Origin of the sequence: Paenibacillus sp. Marseille-P2973 (genome assembly GCF_018101095.1) — a bacterium.
GTDB classification, from domain to species: domain Bacteria; phylum Bacillota; class Bacilli; order Paenibacillales; family Paenibacillaceae; genus Fontibacillus; species Fontibacillus vini.
Genome location: NZ_JAGQEH010000001.1, coordinates 239322 through 259530, shown reverse-complemented (window position 1 = coordinate 259530; position 20209 = coordinate 239322). Strand labels below are relative to the sequence as shown.

Annotated in this window: 14 protein-coding genes; 13 read left to right on the top strand and 1 reads right to left on the bottom strand. The window is 51.7% G+C overall.

Annotation, left to right across the window (positions count from 1 at the left end; genetic code table 11):
* Positions 1 to 241: 241 nt before the first annotated feature.
* The 8 genes from KB559_RS01280 (at position 242) to pyrE (ending at position 10619) form a co-directional block, all read left to right on the top strand.
* The gene (locus KB559_RS01280) at positions 242 to 1498 is read left to right on the top strand and encodes an LL-diaminopimelate aminotransferase (protein WP_211019775.1); all 1257 of its coding nucleotides are present in this window, start codon (positions 242 to 244) and stop codon (positions 1496 to 1498) included.
* A 439-nt stretch (positions 1499 to 1937) separates the two neighbouring features.
* Entirely contained in the window at positions 1938 to 2483 is a 546-nt protein-coding gene (gene pyrR / locus KB559_RS01275) for a bifunctional pyr operon transcriptional regulator/uracil phosphoribosyltransferase PyrR (protein WP_211019774.1), read from the top strand.
* A complete protein-coding gene (locus KB559_RS01270) occupies positions 2483 to 3394 on the top strand; it encodes an aspartate carbamoyltransferase catalytic subunit (RefSeq protein WP_211019773.1) in 912 nt (303 codons plus the stop codon). The genes pyrR and KB559_RS01270 overlap by 1 nt, the downstream gene beginning before the upstream one ends.
* A gap of 87 nt (positions 3395 to 3481) precedes the next feature.
* Entirely contained in the window at positions 3482 to 4774 is a 1293-nt protein-coding gene (locus KB559_RS01265) for a dihydroorotase (RefSeq protein WP_211019772.1), read from the top strand.
* Between the two features lie 40 nt (positions 4775 to 4814).
* Positions 4815 to 5951: a glutamine-hydrolyzing carbamoyl-phosphate synthase small subunit gene (carA, locus tag KB559_RS01260; RefSeq protein ID WP_211019771.1), complete on the top strand. Its 1137-nt coding sequence runs from the start codon at positions 4815 to 4817 to the stop codon at positions 5949 to 5951.
* Position 5952: 1 nt separating this feature from the next.
* Positions 5953 to 9165: a carbamoyl-phosphate synthase large subunit gene (carB, locus tag KB559_RS01255; protein ID WP_211019770.1), complete on the top strand. Its 3213-nt coding sequence runs from the start codon at positions 5953 to 5955 to the stop codon at positions 9163 to 9165.
* Positions 9166 to 9243: 78 nt separating this feature from the next.
* Positions 9244 to 9978: an orotidine-5'-phosphate decarboxylase gene (gene pyrF / locus KB559_RS01250; RefSeq protein ID WP_211019769.1), complete on the top strand. Its 735-nt coding sequence runs from the start codon at positions 9244 to 9246 to the stop codon at positions 9976 to 9978.
* Positions 9978 to 10619: an orotate phosphoribosyltransferase gene (gene pyrE, locus KB559_RS01245; RefSeq protein WP_211019768.1), complete on the top strand. Its 642-nt coding sequence runs from the start codon at positions 9978 to 9980 to the stop codon at positions 10617 to 10619. Before pyrF ends, pyrE begins: the two co-directional genes overlap by 1 nt.
* 465 nt (positions 10620 to 11084) lie before the next feature.
* Here pyrE and KB559_RS01240 read toward each other — a convergent pair whose 3' ends face one another.
* On the bottom strand, positions 11085 to 12638 hold the full coding sequence (locus KB559_RS01240) for an S-layer homology domain-containing protein (protein ID WP_481856415.1): 1554 nt from the start codon (positions 12636 to 12638) through the stop codon (positions 11085 to 11087).
* A gap of 288 nt (positions 12639 to 12926) precedes the next feature.
* On the opposite strand from KB559_RS01240, the gene KB559_RS01235 reads away from it, so the two are divergent.
* The 5 genes from KB559_RS01235 (at position 12927) to KB559_RS01215 (ending at position 20192) form a co-directional block, all read left to right on the top strand.
* Positions 12927 to 13763, top strand: coding sequence for an ABC transporter ATP-binding protein (locus KB559_RS01235; protein ID WP_211019767.1), 837 nt, complete (start codon positions 12927 to 12929; stop codon positions 13761 to 13763).
* Complete coding sequence (locus tag KB559_RS01230) at positions 13726 to 14823, top strand: efflux RND transporter periplasmic adaptor subunit (protein WP_211019766.1); 1098 nt, start codon at positions 13726 to 13728, stop codon at positions 14821 to 14823. Before KB559_RS01235 ends, KB559_RS01230 begins: the two co-directional genes overlap by 38 nt.
* Positions 14823 to 17735: an ABC transporter permease gene (locus KB559_RS01225; protein WP_211019765.1), complete on the top strand. Its 2913-nt coding sequence runs from the start codon at positions 14823 to 14825 to the stop codon at positions 17733 to 17735. Before KB559_RS01230 ends, KB559_RS01225 begins: the two co-directional genes overlap by 1 nt.
* Positions 17736 to 17796: 61 nt before the next feature.
* Complete coding sequence (locus tag KB559_RS01220) at positions 17797 to 18690, top strand: ABC transporter ATP-binding protein (RefSeq protein ID WP_211020215.1); 894 nt, start codon at positions 17797 to 17799, stop codon at positions 18688 to 18690.
* The gene (locus KB559_RS01215) at positions 18690 to 20192 is read left to right on the top strand and encodes an ABC transporter substrate-binding protein (RefSeq protein WP_348772876.1); all 1503 of its coding nucleotides are present in this window, start codon (positions 18690 to 18692) and stop codon (positions 20190 to 20192) included. The genes KB559_RS01220 and KB559_RS01215 overlap by 1 nt, the downstream gene beginning before the upstream one ends.
* Positions 20193 to 20209 lie beyond the last annotated feature (17 nt).

Here is a 20209-nt window from a genome sequence, read left to right as displayed (position 1 = left end):
ATGACTGATCCATTGAGAGCATCCTTTTCCAAACGTGCATTTTGTGCAAATTGGAACGAAGGATGCTCTTTTTGATTGGCTTAATCCGGTACCACATCCACTTCGATAGTTATCTTATAAAGTCGATAAGTACAAACGATCCGGTGAATAATCCATTCTCCAAAAACCCCGATTCCATTTAAGCTGGATATAAGAAAAAGGACCAGACAAGGGAGATTTTGAAGAAGGGAATGGACATTTTATGAGTATAGAATTATATCAAGAGACATATATCCAACGTCAATTTGCCGATCGTATCGGAGGAGCCGACTATGGGAAGGATACCGCCATTTATAAATTTGAAAAAATCAAACGCGCAAAAGCAGCGGCAAAAAGAGATTTTCCCGATGTGGAATTGATTGATATGGGCGTCGGTGAACCTGACGAAATGGCGGATCCCGGGATCGTAGCGAAGCTGGCTGAGGAAGCGGCCAAACCGGAGAACCGCGGCTACGCGGACAATGGAATTGCCGAATTCAAATCGGCTGCAGCCCTTTATCTTCAAGAGGTCTTCGGCGTAATGGGAATCGATCCAGATATGGAAATCGTGCATTCCATCGGTTCTAAGCCGGCTCTCGCAATGCTGCCATCCTGTTTTATTAACCCTGGAGACATTACGATTATGACGGTACCGGGCTATCCGATTCTTGGGACGCATACGAAATATCTTGGCGGTGAAGTGTACACGGTACCGTTGACGGAAGAAAATCATTTTTTGCCGGACCTGGCTTCGATTCCCGAAGAGATTGCCCGCAAGGCCAAGCTGCTCTATCTGAACTATCCGAACAATCCGACAGGCGCAAGCGCCACGGCGGAGTTCTTTGCGGAAGTGGTGGAATGGGCTCGTAAATTTAATGTGGTTGTCGTGCATGACGCTCCTTACGCCGCTTTAACCTATGACGGATTGAAGCCGCTCAGTTTTCTATCCATACCCGGAGCAAAGGATGTAGGCGTCGAGCTGCACTCCTTATCGAAATCTTACAATATGACCGGTTGGAGAATCGGATTTGTGACCGGGAACCCTCTGATTGTAAAAGCATTCAGCGATGTGAAGGATAATAACGATTCCGGCCAGTTCATTGCCATACAGAAAGCGGCAGCATATGGTTTAGCCCATCCTGAAATCACGGAGCGGATTGCCGAAAAATACTCGCGCCGACATAATTTGCTGGTTGCAGCACTGAATGAACTCGGGTTCAAGGCCAAAAAACCGAAAGGCTCGTTCTTCCTCTACGTAGCCGCTCCGAAAGGGGTCGAAGGCGGACCGTCATTTGCGACGGCGGAGGATTTTGCTCAATACCTGATCCGGGAGAAACTGATTTCGACGGTTCCTTGGGATGATGCCGGGCCTTACGTTCGCTTTTCGGTTACGTTCGCGGCAAGCGGAGCTGCGGAAGAAGAGAAGGTCATCTCGGAAATCAAACGCCGTCTTGGCGATGTGAAGTTCATATTTGAATAACGATCTGGAACCGTCCGGCAAGCAGCCGGGCGGTTTTTTCTATGCAGACCCGCAAAAATGGATTGAATAAATATTAATTATAATGTATATTTATTAGCAGGAAAACTTTCGCTGCTCTTTATTAAGGAACAAGGATGCCGACATCGATTTCAGCCAGGGATAATTATCCAAGGGTGGTTGTCTTGACAGTCAGGCCGCATTCTGTCATAATTCATGTAAATCAATATGAACCTTTAATTCAGTCCCGTGAGGCTGGCAAGGTAACGTGAATGAGGATTTGGGGAACATTATGACCATTGCTGCGGCAATGCATACCCTGAATCCGCATGACAGTCATGGCTTAAACCTGTGACTAGAGACTCCTTGCCCGAATCAGGCAAGGAGTTTTTTTGTGGCTTATCACGGAATCTGGATAATTTATCCTGAGGAGGCAGTTCCAATGAGCACCGAGAGTCATATTATTATGGATGAAATAGCCATTCGCCGTGCCCTTACCAGAGTGGCCCATGAAATCCTGGAGCGTAACAATGGAATTGAAGGCTGTGTACTGGCCGGGATTAAAACTCGCGGCGTATTTTTAGCGAAACGGCTTGCTGAAAGACTCGAAAATATCGAAGGGACGCCAATGCCATGGTTTGAGCTGGATGTAACGGCTTACCGCGATGACCGCGCCGCTCAAGAGCGGGGAACAGAGCACGCAGCTTTCCCTGTGCCGATTCATAACAAAAAAGTCATTTTGTTCGACGACGTTCTATATACCGGACGGACGATCCGTGCGGCGATGGATGCCATCATGGACGCGGGAAGACCGGAATCAATTCAACTCGCTGTACTTGTAGACCGGGGACACCGCGAACTGCCGATCCGGCCGGATTATATCGGAAAGAATGTACCGACCTCCAAAGCCGAAGAAATCGAAGTATTACTTCAGGAAAGCGACGGTAACGATCAAGTCCGGATTTTGCAGCAGCGGGGGGAACAGTGATGACAATGACCGCATCCACTTTGAAGGAACGCAGCTTACTTGGGCTAAAAGAGCTCAGCGCCTCGGAAATCAGTTCGATTCTGGACCGGGCGGCGTATTGGGAAAGCCGGGACGAGAAAGTGATTCCCGTACTGAAAGATCGTTTTGTAGCGAACATGTTTTTTGAAAATAGCACGCGTACTCGGTTCTCGTTTGAAATGGCCGAGAAAAGACTGGGAGCGGAGGTTCTGAACTTCTCAGCCGCCGTATCCAGTGTCGAAAAGGGCGAATCCATTTACGATACGGTGCGCACTTTGGAATCAATGGGAATCGATGCAGGCGTGATTCGGCTTAAGCCGGTCGGCATGTTGGCCGAATTGGCCACCAGAGTAAACATACCGCTGGTGAATGCCGGTGACGGGAATAACGAACATCCGACGCAAGCTTTGCTTGACTTGTACACGATGAAGAAGCATTTCGGAGAATTGAAGGGACTTAAGGTGTCGATTATCGGTGACATTAAACACAGCCGGGTAGCCCGCTCGAACCTGTGGGCCTTGCAGAAATTCGGTGCTGAAGTCAAATTGTGCGCGCCGGACAGCATGCGGGCTCCGGAACTTGCGGCGGAAGCTCCCTATGTATCCATGGACGAGGCGCTCTGCGCCGATGTAGTCATGATGCTGCGGGTACAGCTGGAACGTCATGCCGAAGGATTGCTGAAATCCGCCGAGCAATATCGTCTGGAGTACGGGCTTACGGAGGAGCGTGCAGCGGGTCTTGCCCCGCATGTGATCATCATGCACCCAGCTCCCATCAATCGGAACGTAGAAATCGATGACGCAGTGGTGGAACATCCGCAATCGCGGATCTTTAAACAAATGTCGAATGGGGTACCCATCCGGATGGCGGTTATGGAACGAGCGATGAAATAGGCATCGATTCATATATAGGTAACGATTCTTACCATAGAAGGTAATTGGATTTCAAAGATTGCAAAAGAACAAGCGGAGGTTTCATCCATGCAGCTTATAATTCGAAATGCCAGTGTATTGAATGAAAAAGGAGAACTGGAAAGCAAGCACATCACGGTGGCGGACGGAGTAATTGTGAAAATTACGGATGCCGCCGGAGAAACCGCAGCAGACCAGCCGGCTGCAGAGGCTCAAGTCATTGATGCCGCAGGCAAACTGGTAACTCCGGGGTTCATCGACATGCACGTCCATCTGCGGGAGCCCGGATTTGAACATAAAGAAACGATCGAAACCGGATCGCGCTCCGCTGCAAAGGGCGGGTTTACGACGATCGCCTGCATGCCGAATACAAGGCCGGTAACGGATAGCCCCGAAGTCGTTTCTCTTGTATTGGACAAAGCGAAGGAAGCCGGGTTGGTTCATGTGCTCCCTTACGCGGCCATTACGAAAAACGAGCTGGGACGCGAGTTGACGGATTTTGCGGCCTTGAAAGCGGCGGGCGCGATCGGGTTCACCGATGACGGCGTAGGAGTGCAAAACGCGCAGATGATGAAGGATGCGATGACTCTTGCCGCATCGATGGATATGCCGGTCATCGCTCACTGCGAGGATAATTCCCTCGTCGAAGGCGCGCCGGTAGCCGAGGGGGAATTCGCTAAGCGCCACGGGCTGAAAGGAATCCCGAACGAGTCGGAAGCGATCCACGTCGGGCGGGACATCCTGCTGGCGGAAGCTACCGGGGTACATTACCATGTATGCCATGTCAGCACGGAGCAATCCATCCGGCTGATCCGTCAAGCGAAAGAGATCGGAATCAACGTGACCGCCGAGGTTTGCCCTCACCACCTGATTCTTGCGGAAGAGGATATTCCCGGTCTGGACGCCAATTGGAAAATGAACCCGCCGCTGCGCTCAAGACGCGATGTGGAGGCATGCATCCAGGCGCTGGAGGATGGGACGATCGACATTGTCGTAACGGACCACGCTCCGCACAGCGAGGATGAAAAAGCTAAAGGAATGCAGCTTGCTCCATTCGGAATCGTCGGTTTTGAAACGGCGTTCCCGCTGCTTTATACCAAGTTCGTCGCGGAAGGCCGCTGGAGCCTGGAGATGCTGGTACAGCGGATGACGGCCGATCCGGCCCGCGTATTCGGACTGGAAACGGGACGATTAGCACCAGGGGCACCAGCCGATTTGACGATCGTGGACCTGGATCTGGAGAAGGACGTCAACCCGGAGGACTTTGCCTCCAAGGGCCGTAACACGCCGTTCAGCGGATGGAAATTGAAAGGCTGGCCGGTAACGACGATCGTGTCCGGCAAAGTGGTTTGGAGCGAATAATCAGCAATTATAAATAGATTACGTAAAGGAGTGCTGCAGGATGCAGGCAAGATTATTGTTGGAAGACGGCACATTGTTTACCGGAAAATCGTTCGGCGCGGAAGCCGAAAGCACCGGAGAGGTCGTTTTTAATACAGGAATTACAGGTTACCAGGAAGTATTGTCTGATCCTTCTTACTGCGGACAGATTGTAACAATGACTTATCCGCTGATCGGAAACTATGGAATTTCGAGGGATGATTTTGAATCGATCGCTCCTTCGATCCACGGGTTTGTCGTCCGCCGCTATGAGCCAACGCCAAGCAACTGGCGGGCGCAGTACAACTTGGGGGATTTGCTGAAGGAATACGGCATCCCTGGGATTACCGATATCGACACGCGGATGCTGACCCGGATTATCCGCCAGCATGGCACGATGAAGGGGATTTTGACGACTTCCTCCAAATCCGTGGCCGAACTGCAAGAAATGATCGCATCGACCAGCATCGAGGAACTGCGCAACCAGGTTGCCCGGACTTCGACGCCTAACGTATACAGCAGCCCGGGATCCAAAGAACGTATCGTTCTCGTCGATTACGGTGCGAAAAGCGGGATTCTCCGCGAATTGAACAAGCGTGACTGTGACGTCGTTATCGTCCCTCATGACACGACGGCAGAAGAAATCCGCCGACTGCATCCGGACGGCATTCAGCTCTCTAACGGGCCTGGGGATCCGAAGGATGTTTCTTATGCGGTGAACACAATCTCCGAGCTGCTCGGTGAATATCCGATCTTCGGGATCTGCCTTGGGCACCAGCTGCTGTCGCTGGCTTGCGGAGCGGATACTGAAAAGCTGAAATTCGGCCATCGCGGGGGAAATCACCCGGTGAAGGACCTCGAAACCGGCCGCTGCTACATCACATCCCAGAACCATGGTTATACGGTCAACGAAGCCTCCCTTGCGGGAACGGATTTGATCGTTACGCACATCAATAATAACGACAAAACGGTTGAGGGCGTCAAGCATGCCAAATACCCTGCCTTCTCGGTGCAATATCACCCGGAAGCGGCGCCAGGACCTTATGATAACAGCTATCTTTTTGACCGCTTTATCGAAATGATAAGAGAACACAAGCGGCTGAATCCTCAAAAGCCGCGTCAAGCCGAACTGACGGCTGCAGCGAAAGGAGTACTGTAATATGCCGATTAATAAAGAACTTAAGAAGATCCTCGTCATCGGTTCAGGACCGATCGTTATCGGCCAGGCGGCGGAGTTTGACTACGCCGGTACTCAGGCCTGCCAAGCGCTGAAAGAAGAAGGCGTTGAAGTGGTGCTGATCAACAGTAACCCGGCTACGATCATGACCGACACCAACATGGCGGATAAAGTATATATCGAACCGATTACTCTGGAATTCGTTACGCAAATTATTCGCCAGGAGCGCCCGGATGGGCTCTTGCCTACGCTCGGAGGTCAAACCGGCCTCAACATGGCGGTGGAGCTTGCCCGCGCCGGCGTACTGGAGCGCGAAAATGTAAAACTGCTCGGAACCCAGCTTACCTCCATCGAGAAGGCGGAGGACCGCGACTTGTTCCGCGAACTGATGCGTGAATTGGAACAGCCGGTACCTGAAAGTGCGATCATCACTTCGGTAGACGAAGCCCTTAATTTTGCCGAAGAGATCGGTTATCCGGTGATCGTTCGTCCGGCCTACACACTCGGCGGCACAGGCGGCGGCATTTGCGCAACCTTGGAAGAATTGAAAGAGACCGTCGCATCGGGGATCCGCTATAGCCCGATCGGTCAGTGCCTGATCGAGAAATCGATCGCCGGCATGAAGGAAGTCGAATATGAAGTTATGCGCGATGCGAACGATAACTGTATCGTAGTCTGCAATATGGAGAACTTTGACCCGGTAGGCGTACATACCGGAGACAGTATCGTAGTGGCTCCGAGCCAAACGCTGTCCGATCGGGAGTATCAAATGCTGCGCTCCGCTTCGCTCAAGATCATCCGTGCCTTGAACATCGAAGGCGGCTGCAACGTGCAATTCGCACTGGATCCGCAAAGCTTCCAGTACTATGTCATCGAGGTGAATCCGCGGGTCAGCCGCTCCTCGGCGCTCGCGTCCAAAGCAACCGGTTATCCGATCGCGAAAATGGCCGCAAAAATTGCAATGGGTTATACGCTGGATGAAATCGTAAACCCGGTTACCGGCCAAACTTATGCTTGCTTCGAGCCGACGCTCGATTATATCGTCAGCAAAATTCCACGCTGGCCGTTCGATAAATTTGTCAGCGCCAACCGTAAGCTCGGCACGCAAATGAAAGCGACGGGCGAAGTCATGGCGATCGGCCGGACTTTTGAAGAGTCGATCCACAAAGCGGTTCGCTCGCTGGAGATCGGAACGCACCGTCTGTACCTGAAAGGGGCGGACGAATTGGATAAGGAAACTCTGGACCAACGCCTGATCAAGGCCGACGACGAGCGCCTGTTCCTGGTGGCCGAAGCTTTCCGCCGCGGCTACAGTCTGCAACAAATTCAGGATCTGACGCAAATTGACTGGTGGTTCCTGGACAAAATTGAACGTCTGGTACAATTCGAAGCCAAAATTGCTTCGGAATCCGAACTGACTTATGAAACGCTGTATGAAGCGAAGCGACTCGGATTTACGGACCGCGCGATCGCTGAGCTGCGCGCCATTGGCCAGCCTTCAGGCACTCATCTGACGGAGCAAAGCGTTACGTTGTTCCGGAAGGAGAGAGGACTTCGTCCGGTCTACAAAATGGTCGATACCTGTGCTGCCGAATTCGAAGCTTCAACGCCTTACTACTACTCCACGTATGAAACGGAAAATGAAGTCATCCATACGGACAAAGAGAAAATCGTCGTGCTCGGCTCCGGACCGATTCGGATCGGCCAGGGTATCGAATTCGATTACTCCACCGTGCATGCGGTATGGGCGATTCAAAAGGCCGGATACGAGGCTGTCATTATCAACAACAACCCGGAGACAGTGTCTACGGACTTCAATACATCGGACCGGCTGTACTTTGAGCCGCTCTTCTTCGAAGACGTCATGAACGTCATCGAGCAGGAGAAGCCGGTCGGCGTTATCGTACAGTTTGGCGGCCAGACGGCCATCAACCTGGCAGCGCCGCTTCAAGCTGCAGGAGTAAACATTCTCGGGACTTCGCTCGAAAGCATCGACGAGGCCGAGGACCGGAAGAAGTTCGAAGCTCTTCTGTCCAGACTGGGTATCGCCCAGCCGAAAGGCAGTACGGTGACTTCGGTTGACGAAGCGGTCGGCACAGCACAGTCGCTCGGTTATCCGGTACTGGTGCGTCCATCCTACGTCCTCGGCGGACGTGCGATGGAGATCGTATACTCCGACGCGGAGCTTCTGAAATACATGAAGGAAGCCGTAAACATCAACCCGGAGCATCCGGTGCTTATCGACCGCTATATGCTTGGCAAAGAGGTCGAAGTGGATGCGATCTGCGATGGTGAAACGGTACTCATTCCGGGCATCATGGAGCATGTCGAACGGGCCGGGGTTCACTCCGGTGACTCGATCGCGGTGTATCCGCCTCAATACCTTTCGGATGAACTGAAAGATAAGATCGTAGATATTACTACAAAAATAGCCAAGGAACTTAAGACGGTCGGACTGGTCAACATTCAGTTCGTCATCTATAAGAATGAAGTGTATGTGATCGAGGTCAACCCGCGCTCCTCGCGGACGGTTCCTTTCTTGAGCAAAGTTACGAACATCCCGATGGCTAATGTGGCTACTAAGGCTATCCTTGGCACGAAGCTGAAGGAACTGGGTTATGAAGACGGCTTGTGGCCGGAGAGCGATCAGGTCTCGGTCAAAGTGCCGGTATTCTCCTTCGCCAAGCTCCGTCGCGTCGAGCCTACTCTCGGACCGGAAATGAAATCGACCGGCGAAGTAATGGGCCGTGATCCGCAATATGCCAAGGCGCTATATAAAGGCCTGATCGGTGCAGGTATGAAAATCCCGACCACGGGCGCCATCATCGCTACGGTTGCGGATAAGGATAAACAAGAAGCGGTAGAGCTGCTGCGCGGCTTCTACAACCTGGGTTACAAGATCATCGCTACAGAAGGAACGGCAGCGGCATTGATCGAAGAGGGCATTCATGTCACTACGGTGCACAAGCTGACCGAGGGCGTGCCGAACATTCTGGATTTGATCCGCAATGGAGAGGCGCACTTCGTAATCAATACGTTGACCAAAGGCAAAGAACCTGAGCGCGACGGCTTCCGGATTCGCCGGGAAGCTGTAGAGAACGGGATTGTGTGCATGACCTCGCTGGATACGGTGCGTGCCCTGCTGAATATGCTGCAGACGATCAACTTCTCTTCCCAGGCTATGCCAAGCTTATAACAGCAATCTGATAAAAAATATAGCGGCTCCGGATGCATCTTGCGCATCGGAGCCGCAAGTATGACTGGAGGAGTACAAATGGCGTTGTCATATGAACAGGCTGCCGGCAGGCTGATGGTTGCCCTGGACTATCCTTCCGCGGAACAAGCCCGGGAAACGATTCAAGCATTGAAGGGAATACCTTGCTACATGAAGGTGGGGATGCAGCTTTTCTATACTGCTGGGCCGGATTTTGTGAAGGAACTGAAATCGCAAGGCTACTCGGTGTTTCTCGATCTGAAAATGCATGATATCCCTAACACGGTGAAGGGCGGGGCGAACAGCATCACGCGTCTTGGCGTCGATATGTTCAATGTCCATGCGGCAGGCGGGTTGAAAATGATGGCAGCAGCTTATGAAGGCGTGATGTCAGCTTTGGAAAGCGATGCATCATTGAAGAAGCCGCTTTTGATCGGAGTAACCCAACTGACCAGCACAAATCAAGACACGTTAAATCGGGAAATCGGCATCCAAGGCAGCGTTGAGCAATCGGTTTTGTCCTATGCGGCTTTCACCAAAGAAGCTGGTCTGGATGGCGTCGTTGCTTCTCCTTTGGAAGTACAAGCAATAAAGGGACAATGCGGAGCCTCGTTTATTACAGTTACCCCTGGCATTCGTCCGGCGGGAAGCAGTGCGGGAGATCAATCCCGCACATTAACGCCTGGGGAAGCGATGCGGCAGGGTACGGATTATATCGTTGTCGGACGTCCGATTACGGGAGTGCCACAACCGCGTGAGGCAGCGGAACAAATCATTGAGGAGATGATGAAGTAATGATCAATATTGAACAGATTGCAAATCAAGTGGCAGGTCGTTTGCTGGACATCGGCGCGGTAGCTCTTCGTCCGCATGAACCTTTTACCTGGACTTCCGGCATCAAATCGCCGATCTATTGCGATAATCGGTTGACGATGTCCTATCCTGACATCCGGGACCTGGTTGCAGAGTCTTTTGCAGCGGTAATTCGCGATGCTTATCCTGACACCGAGGTGATCGCCGGAACTGCGACCGCGGGCATTCCGCATGCGGCATTCGTGGCCCAGAAGCTGGGACTCCCTATGGCCTACATTCGCGACAAAGCGAAAGGGCATGGCAAGGAGAACCAGATCGAGGGTCTGATCAAGCCGGGGCAAAAAGTAATCGTCATCGAGGATTTGATTTCGACCGGCGGCAGCTCGATCAAGGCGGCCCAGGCTGTCCGCGAAGCGGGCGCCGAGCCATTGGCCGTGCTGGCGATCTTCAGCTACCAGCTGGACAAGGCGGTACAGGGCTTTAAAGCGGCAGGAATTCCGCTGCAAACCTTGTCCAACTACAGCGCGCTGATCGATGTTGCCATAGAGCGGGGCGAAATCAAGCCGGAGGATCTGGCTTTGCTGAAGTCCTGGAGAGAGGATCCGTCCTCCTTCGGCAAGTAAAACGAAGATTAGTGTATAGATGTCTATGATCCATGGCCCTTACGCATTTGCGTGAAGGGTCATGGTTTTTTGTTGTGAACTTAACGAATCTGAGACACGCTATTGAGCGAAAAAAAGCGATTTTCAGAATTTAACGAATCTATGTGTCGCTAATTAGACGGTATTGTTGTAAATGGGATAGGATTTCATCAAATAAGAGTTACTGAGTTCTTTACATTTCAAATCCTCGAAAATACCTTGAAATAACGTTGCTGGAGTTCGTTAGATTGCGATCAGAGAGCTTCGGTATGCTCGGTTCAGATTAGCTTCAAATTCGTTTCAGACTCATATCAGACTCATATCAGACTTACAATTTCAGACCAATTTTAATTCAGTTTCAATTCGAAACAGTTCCCCGTCCTATCTTCGCACAAAAGCCGAACAAGCCCGCAGGGTCTCCCCAGCGGGCTTGTACTATGTGTAGTGTTATCTCTGTGACTTGATCGCCGAATATTTAGCGGCATTGCGCAGGGCTGGCCAAACCTCGGGCGTATCTCCTCCGATAGACCAGTAGGCGAAGCCCGCTATGTTCTCTTCCAGCGCCATCGTGTACTTTTGGGTCAGAGAGCGGGAATCTTCCAGCCAGATCTTGTGCGCAGCCGATGAATAGTATTTGGTCGTGTATTGGCCGAGTTGGCTGTTCCACTCCGGTTTGACGCCGAAACGCGCGATCCGTTGAAATTGTTCTCCCAAGCTAAGGTCCTCCGAGTTTATCGTGTTTCCTTTGCTATCCACTGTCCAATCCCTGACGTACAAGGGCAGGGCCAGGATGACTTTGGAGGCGGGCACTTGCTTCAGCAGTGTCTCAAGTCCATATTCAACCCAAGGCAACGAAGAGACGGAGCCGGCAGGACCGCCGGCCCAATGCTCATCGTAGCCCATCAGTACGATATAGTCTGCAATCTTACCGAGAGAAGCATAATCGAAGGCTTCGGTCCAATCGGTTCCGAGATCCGGAGATACATCGACGGACAGCGTCATCCCGTTGGCGTGAAGCTGCCGGGCCAGCTCCGAGACGAACGCTGTGAAGGCCCTCCCATCGGTTGCAGCTACATTTTCAAAGTCCAGATTAATCCCGTGCAACCCACTCTTCACGGCTAGGCTTTTGATTTTGGCAATGGCGGCTGCCGATTTCTCGCCGGAGGATAGCAGGGAATGCGTGTTTTCCTGGTTGAGACGGTTGCCGAACATGGCCCATACCTGTTTACCGTTCTTTTTGGCCCAAGCGGATAGATTGGCATCGCTGTGATCGGAGATGCTGCCGTCCTCATTTAAAAAGAACCATCTTGGCGACAACACATTCACGTTCGATTTCAGGACCGATTGTTTGAACTGCTCATCGGTTTGGTCATATTGCCAACCCAATTGGATAGCGGCGGGAGCCTTAGCCGATAATTTACGGGACCAGGCATCGTTCTGAAGTATACGGTCCAGAATCGTAGCGGTTTCCTGTCTGGTCAACGACTGGACGGGATTAAAGCGGCCGCCGCTCCCCTCCATCAGTCCAAGCTTGGACATGGCGGCGACATAAGGGCGAGCCCAGGGTGCAATCAAGTCCGCATCTTTGTATCCGTAATTTAATCCCGTACTGGTGCCAGAAGTCTTCTCGTTTAGAATCCGGACGATCCACACAGCCGCTTCTTGTCTTGTAACCGGTTGAAAAGGGGCGAAGGTACCGTCTCCTTTTCCTTCGGTAAGTCCCAGTTCGGTCTGCGCTTGGACGCCGGAGTAGAACCAGTCGCCTTTTGCAACGTCTCTATAGGCGGGAACGGACGATGAGACCGATTCGAGTCCCAGTATACGATTGACGGTTATTAAAAATTCCGCGCGCGTAATCGGCTTGGCGGGGGAGAATACGTTGTCGGAGGTACCGTTCATAATTTTTTGTTCATTAAGCCGAATAATAGCCTCTTTAGCATAGCTTGTCCCAATGTCATTAAAAGGCAATTCCTTACCGGCAACGTAGGTTTGCGGTTGGATGATAGAAGGTGATAGAAGTGCGAGCAGGAGAATCGCTGTTTTTAACGGTTTGATCGTACTCCCCTCTTTTCCACTGAATATAGCAATCTTCGTAATACTATCAAAAAATAGCAGATTACATCAGTGTAAAAAATATGGAAATAAAAATATCAATATCGTAAAATTTCTTGTAACTTTTTGGTATGAATTTTCGTTTATAATGCAAGACGTGATGGATACATAGAAGCGATTTCGTCCGACCCGTACCGTCTTGGCATTTATAAAATGAAATTAGGAGACCGATACACAATGATGCGATGGCTTCGCAAACCAGTTAAAACCGATGAGGCCGCGCCCGTCGAACCCGCAGCAGCGGAAGAAGCCGGCGCAGCGGCAGAACTTCTGGAAGATGAAATCGATGAGGGCGGCTACGTCCCTGAGATTGATCACACTGAAATACAGGAAATGGAGAAGGGGCCCGTGCTGTCCGTGCGGGATGTTCATCGTTCTTTTCCCGTTGGCGGTGGAGAGATTCATGTTCTGAAAGGCATCAATATGGAAGTACAGCCTGGCCAACTGGTCATGCTGAAAGGGAGATCCGGTTCGGGGAAAACAACTTTGCTGAATATGCTGGGCGGTCTCGACCAGCCTTCATCAGGTGAAATATTGTTTCGAGGGCAAGCGCTGCATCAATTAAATGATGACAAACGAACGCTGCTTCGCCGCAATCAGATCGGCTTTATTTTTCAGGCCTACGCCTTGCTGCCGTTATTGTCCGCCTGGGAAAATGTCGAGCTGTCGCTAAGGATGGCAGGCGTTCCTCCTCAAGAGTGGAAGCGGCGTGTAACCCATTGCCTGGAGCTGGTCGGGCTTGGCAAACGGATGTTTCACCGCCCGTTCGAGCTTTCGGGGGGCGAGCAACAGCGGGTGGCGATCGCCAAAGCGATTGCGCACCGGCCTAAACTGTTATTGGCGGATGAGCCGACGGCCAACCTGGATTCCCAAATGGGCGCGCAGGTCATGGCTGTATTCAAAAACATCATACATACGGAGCATATGACAATTTGTATGACTACACACGATCCTACAATCTTGGAGGTAGCGGACCATGTTTACGAAATGGTGGATGGAAAATTTATCGGCTAGGAAAGGGGGGATCGGTCGGACGCTGGGGCTGCTAGCTCTTTGTCTTGCTGTCGTCGCTTCTACAGGATGCGGCTTGCTTCCGAATGAAGATGAGGAAGAGGTCCTTCCGGTCATTACGCCGCCTACGATCTCGAAAAAGCCGGAATACGACGTTCGTTCGGAAACGATCGAGCTCAGCGTCAGCGCGGTTGGCAAGCTGATGAGCCAGCGGGAAGAACCGCTTTATTTTACGGAAGACGGACTTCATATTCAAGAGGTCAAGGTCAAAGCCGGCGATAAAGTAGCCCAGGGCGATGTCCTGGTCGTTCTGGATGTGAAGGATTTGCAGAAGGACCTCCGCAAGAAGCGGCTGGACTTCCGGCAACAGGAATTGACGATGAAGGAAACGCTGCGCACAAAGGATGAAATGAGCGAAATCGATTTTGAAAAAGCGTCCATCGTGTTTGAAGAGCAGCGTCAGGAACTGGTCGATCTGGAACAAAAAATTGCGGACGGTACGCTGAGAGCCCCGTTTGCGGGAACGATCGTATCGATGAGCGCCCAAAAGGGCGGCACCATAAAAGCATATGAATCACTCGGAATCATTTCCGACACTTCTTCATTAGTTGTGGCCGCTTCTTTTGCCAAGGAGGATCTGGAGAAGATTTCCGTAGGCATGAAGGCGAAGGTAGATATCAATGCGGCGGGAACGTTTGACGGCAAGGTCAAAGTAATGCCGGTCGCTACGACCTCCTCGGACAATGGAAACGGCGGGGGGATTGGCGGAACGCCGCCTGAGAAGGATTCGATTGATAAATATTTGATCGTTTCGCTTGATAAATGGCCGCAGGACGTGGAGCGCGGGCGTCAGCTCAGCGTATCCATCGTAACGCAGCGGAAAGAAAACGCCGTTTTGATCCCGATATCCGCACTTCGCTCGATCGGATCGCGTACTTACGTGCAGGTGATCGAAGAAGACGGGACGAAGCGCGAAGCCGACGTGGAGGTTGGACTGCAAACCTCGACGGACGTTGAAATCGTTAAGGGGCTTACGCCGGGGCAGAAAGTAGTGGGTCGCTAATGGGTGTTCCTCTATTACGATTGCTGTTCCGCAAAATGTGGAACACCAAATGGCTGACGCTCAGCACCTTACTCGGTCTGATCGTCGCGGTTTCATTTACGGTCAGCATACCGATGTATTCGGACGGCTCGCTTAAACGGGTCGTGTCCAGCACGCTGAAGGCGGAGAGTGAAGGCCTTCCGGCAGGCTCCCTGATTATGAGCTACCAGGCCCCGGGAGGAGCAAAAACGGATCTCGCCGGGCTTGAAGCGGTGAATCAATATATCGTTGACGGGGTTCCGAAGGAGATCGGGTTCCCATTTCAAAGTTATGTGAATACACGTTCGATCCGCGGGACGGAGGTTTATCCCGAAGATCCGACGAAGGTTGACGCCAGCCGAACCAGAGCCATGAGCATTTCCTCCATGAGCGGCTTGAAAGATCACGTTTCGGTGACAGGGGGGCAATTGTTCGCCGATAAAGCCGACGGGCCGATGATCGAAGCCATGATGCTGGAAGAAGCGATGTACCGGCAGGATTTGCATATCGGGGATGTAATGGAATACCCGGTATACAGCGGAGTCGATGTTACGCTCAAGGTGAAAATCGTCGGGGCATTCCAGCCGCTGGACGATACGGATGCCTATTGGTATCAAGGCATGGAAGGCATGATGAACACGTTTTACGTCGGTGAAGCGGCATTTAACGACGGTATCCTGAAACAATTAAACGTTCCGCTTCATAATTCAAGCTGGTACTATGCGTTCGATTTGCGCGAAATTCAGACGGGTCAGCTTTCGTCGCTGTCGAGCACGCTGGATCGGCTGAATATCGAACTGTACCAGAAACTGAAAGATACAAAAGTGGATATTTCGTTCGGCAGCCTGCTGAACGATTTCCGGAAGCAGAGCCTGCAAATGCAAACGCTGTTGTTTACGCTGGCGGCACCGATGATTGCCATGGTGTTTTATTTTATCGTTATGAACGCCCGCCAGTCCTTGGATAAACAGCAAAGCGACATTGCAGTACTGCGAAGCCGGGGGGCATCCACCAAACAGATTATTTTCATTTATTTGCTGGAAGGCTTGATTTTGGGGGCGGTCGCCATGATCGCCGGGCCGTTGCTCGGCTGGTTTATGTCGAAGAGCATCGGCTCCGCCGACGGCTTCCTGGCTTTCGTCAACCGGAAGTCGATTCCGGTTGGATTTAACTCCGATGCGCTGCTGTTGGGAGCTGCCGCGGTTATTATCGCGATCTTGGCGACGCTGCTTCCGGCGGTCTCCTATGCCCGTGCTTCCATTGTAAAAGCGAAGCAGAAGCAAGCGCGGTCGGATCAGCGTCCCGGATGGCAGAAGTGGTTCATCGACATCGTGTTGATGGGCGTTGCCGGTTATGGATATTATTTATTCGTCGAGCGCCAAATGCTGACGTTCCAGACCGGGATGACCACGGATGAGCTCCAAGTGCAGCCGTTTCTGTTTTTTGTACCGGCGTTGGCTATTTTCTCGATTGGCTTATTCTTTTTACGTGTCTTCCCGTGGCTGCTGAAGCTGATCGGGTGGATCGGCAAAAAGTGGCTTCCGGTACCGTACTATTTGAGTTTGACACAGTTATCGCGGTCGGCAGCTTCCTATTATCCGTTGATGATTCTACTTGTTCTTACACTGGGACTGGGGGTGTATAACGCCTCCGCGGCTCGGACGATCGATCTGAACTCGACGGAACGGACGCTGTACAAATACGGAGCTGACGTAGTCATGCAAACCGTTTGGGAGGCAACTCCCGAAATGACCAAAAAGCCGCAGCAAGGCGGGTCCGGTCAAGGCGGTTCAGGTTCGGGCGGCGGCCAAGGCGGAGCTGGAGGCGGCCAAGGTGGCGGCGGACAGGGCGGTGGCCAAGGTGGAGGTCAGGGCGGCGGCCAACAGCCGACCAAACTGATTTACTCGGAGCCGCCGTTTGAGGTGTTCCGTAAGCTTGAAGGAGTGGAGCATGCCGCACGCGTGCTTCAAACCAAAGGCAATATCATTATTTCCGGCCGTTCCGCGGGCCAGGGCAACATTATGGGGATCGATAATGTCGATTTTGCGAAGGTGGCCTGGTTCCGAAACGATTTATTCCCGGCACATCCGTATCAGTATTTGAATTTATTGGGGATGAACGAGAGCGCCGCGCTGGTGCCGTCGAATATGGCTGAGAAATATAAGCTTAAACCGGGCGATGTATTTACAGTCTCCATGGGTGAAGCTTCATTGGAATTTGCGGTATATGGTATTCTTCCGTACTGGCCTAGCCAATACCCGGACGAGAAGCCGTTTATTATAGCCAATCTGGACTATATTTACGATCAATCCCCGCTCGTTCCGTATGAGGTTTGGCTGAAAATGAAACCAGACGCCAAAGTGGCTCCGCTTGTTACAAAGCTGGCCGAACAGGATGTCGAGCTGTATTCCGTCAAGGATGTGCGCAGCGAACTGGCTGCTCAGAGCAAGCATCCGACCCGCGGCGGTGTCTTCGGGATTCTAAGCTTAGGATTCATTGTATCGGTTATCGTATCGCTGATCGGCTATGTATTGTATTGGTTCTTTAATCTTTCCGGCAGAGTAGTGCAATTCGGGATCCTGCGCGCGATGGGACTATCGCGCAAGCAGCTGACCTTCATGCTGCTGACCGAGCAAATATTGACCGCAGGACTTTCGATCATATTAGGGATCGTGATCGGGAAAGTCGCCGGCAAGCTGTATCTGCCGTTCCTGCAAACGACGGATAACGTAACGACCCAGGTACCGCCGTTCCGCATCATCTTTAACTCTTCGGATACGATGAAGCTGTACGTGGTCGTACTCGTGATGCTGATCATGGGGGCCGGCCTGTTGTTCTGGCAAATCAGACGTCTGCGCGTGCATCAAGCCGTGAAGATGGGAGAGGAGCGGTAAGATGAGTGACAACATGGATGACAACGTGAATGAAAATTCTGACAAGAACTCAACCGAACCTATGATTAGCTGTGAGGGACTTGTCAAAATTTTTAAATCCGACGAAATTGAGGTCGTCGCGCTCCAAGGTCTAAATCTGACGGTGGAGCAGGGAGAGATGATGGCGATCATCGGCAACAGCGGAAGCGGTAAATCTACGCTGCTGAACATGCTCGGAGGCCTTGACCGGCCTTCCGCCGGGCAGGTGAGCGTCGGAGGCTGGGATCTGCTCAAGATCCGCGACGATCAGCTTGTGGAATACAAACGCAATACCGTTGGCTTCGTGTGGCAGAACAATGCCCGTAACCTGCTGCCTTATTTATCGGCACTGGAAAACGTTGAGATGCCCATGCTGCTGACGGGCAAGCTGGATCGCGCATATGCCAAACAATTGCTCGAATGGGTTGGATTGAAGGACCGGATGCATAACAAGCTGCATCAGCTATCCGGCGGTGAACAACAGCGCGTTGCCATCGCAATCTCGCTATCCAACAAGCCGAAAATGCTGCTGGCCGACGAACCTACCGGCTCGGTAGACACCGCTACTTCCGACCAGATCATGTCGATTTTCCGGAAGGTAAACCGGGAGCTTGGAATAACGATTGTCATCGTTACCCATGACCTCACATTAGCGGGTAAAGTGGACCGTGTCGTTGCGATTCGCGACGGCTTAACGAGCACGGAATTTGTAAAGCGGAATCCGAATCTGGATTTGGCGGCCGCAGATCCCGGATTCGGGGGCGGCGGTTTGCAAGAAGTGCATGAAGCGTTTGTCGTAGTCGATCGGGTTGGACGGCTTCAGGTGCCTAAGGAGTATTTGGAAGCCGTGGGCATCGGCGGTCGCGCGAGCATGGAATTTGATGGAGAGAAGATCGTAATTACTGCACCGAAATCACTGGAGGGGGATAAGTCATGATGAAGAGGGGATTTGGGAAACTGCGCAAGGCTGTAACGGTATCTCTGGCTGCTGCTTTGACACTGGGGCTTCTGGCAGGCTGCTCCGGCGGCAAAGCGGCGGACAAACAAGAAGAGAAGGTACTTCGCATCGGGGTGCTGTACGGAAGTACGGATGATTCCTGGTTCCGTCAGCAGTACACGGATATTTTCGAGTATACGAACAAAAATATTAAAATTGAAATCGTTCCGGCGGTTGATAACAACCAATACAGATATAACGACGGAACAGAACCGTATGTTCAGCCGGATTACCTGGAGAGCATGAAGAAGATTATGACCGGCAGCAATCCGGTGGACGTCGTTGTGGCCGATACCGGTACGCTGAAGCAGTTGATTCAAGAAAACTTGTTGAAGCAGCTTGATCCGATGATCCAAGAGGATAAATTTGATACGACCGATTATGTTCCATCCGTTATTGACGGGATCAAGGATTTGGGAGAAGGCAACATCTTTGCATTAGCGCCTTCGTTCTCATCCTCAGCCTTGTATTATAACAAGAAGATTTTTACGGATGCTGGCGTAGAACCTCCGACCGATAAGTCGACCTGGGACGATATTTTTGCGAAAGCCCGTCTGGTCGCTAAAGGCGAAGGTAAAGATCGCGTATACGGCTTCTCCTTTAACCGTTACAAAGGCAATGACCCGTTCTGGGATATGCAGTATACCTATGTCGGCGGCTTGCAATTGAAGACGTTTGACGATAAAGCGGAAAACATGACGGTCAGCTCACCGCAATGGGTTAAAGTTTGGGAGACAATCAGCAAGCTGGCTAAAGATAAGATCATTCCTGACAGCAACTCCGGCATGAACGACAACGAAGTATGGACAGCGGTAAGCAGCGACTTGTTCTTGTCCGGGAAAGTGGCTATGACGATTGGGGAAAGCAATTATGTGAATGAAGTTGCGGACGCCAATAACAATGCCTCTAAAATTAAAAACTTTACGCCTGTGGACTGGGACGTAGTAACTGTACCGGTTCATCCTGAGAAACCGGACGTGGGCGGAAACATTTATCTGAGCAATACGTTCTCGATCAACAGCAGCGCTCCGAATGCCGATACTGCATGGGATTATATCAAGTTTATTAACGGCGAAGAGTACGCTAAGCTGAAATCGCGGAGCAATACGTATGAAATGGTGTCGCGGAAGTCTTACATTCAGCCGAAACAAGGGCTGTCTTATAACATCCAGGCGTTCTATCTGCTCAAGCCGCTTCCACCAACCAATCCTAAGGACGATAAGATGATGGCCGATAAGCCGGGACTTTACAACGTCACCAATATGGGCCGGACCTATTTCCAACAGGTGCTGGAGAATAAGAAGACCCCTGACGAAGCGCTTAAGGAATGGGCGGAGAAGGGGAATAAGATGCTTCAAGAAATTAAGCTTAATCCGAAAACACAGTTCCAGGAGGACGGTACTCCGTTCGTTCCTGACGAATCAGGAAATATCAGATATTAATAACAGGGCCGCCGATT

Coding starts and splice junctions, on each gene's coding strand:
- KB559_RS01220 (WP_211020215.1), top strand. CDS start 17,797: ATGATTAGCTGTGAGGGACTTGTCAAAATTTTTAAATCCGACGAAATT.
- pyrE (WP_211019768.1), top strand. CDS start 9,978: ATGATCAATATTGAACAGATTGCAAATCAAGTGGCAGGTCGTTTGCTG.
- KB559_RS01225 (WP_211019765.1), top strand. CDS start 14,823: ATGGGTGTTCCTCTATTACGATTGCTGTTCCGCAAAATGTGGAACACC.
- KB559_RS01235 (WP_211019767.1), top strand. CDS start 12,927: ATGATGCGATGGCTTCGCAAACCAGTTAAAACCGATGAGGCCGCGCCC.
- KB559_RS01230 (WP_211019766.1), top strand. CDS start 13,726: ATGTTTACGAAATGGTGGATGGAAAATTTATCGGCTAGGAAAGGGGGG.
- KB559_RS01270 (WP_211019773.1), top strand. CDS start 2,483: ATGACAATGACCGCATCCACTTTGAAGGAACGCAGCTTACTTGGGCTA.
- pyrR (WP_211019774.1), top strand. CDS start 1,938: ATGAGCACCGAGAGTCATATTATTATGGATGAAATAGCCATTCGCCGT.
- KB559_RS01280 (WP_211019775.1), top strand. CDS start 242: ATGAGTATAGAATTATATCAAGAGACATATATCCAACGTCAATTTGCC.
- carB (WP_211019770.1), top strand. CDS start 5,953: ATGCCGATTAATAAAGAACTTAAGAAGATCCTCGTCATCGGTTCAGGA.
- KB559_RS01215 (WP_348772876.1), top strand. CDS start 18,690: ATGAAGAGGGGATTTGGGAAACTGCGCAAGGCTGTAACGGTATCTCTG.
- KB559_RS01265 (WP_211019772.1), top strand. CDS start 3,482: ATGCAGCTTATAATTCGAAATGCCAGTGTATTGAATGAAAAAGGAGAA.
- pyrF (WP_211019769.1), top strand. CDS start 9,244: ATGGCGTTGTCATATGAACAGGCTGCCGGCAGGCTGATGGTTGCCCTG.
- carA (WP_211019771.1), top strand. CDS start 4,815: ATGCAGGCAAGATTATTGTTGGAAGACGGCACATTGTTTACCGGAAAA.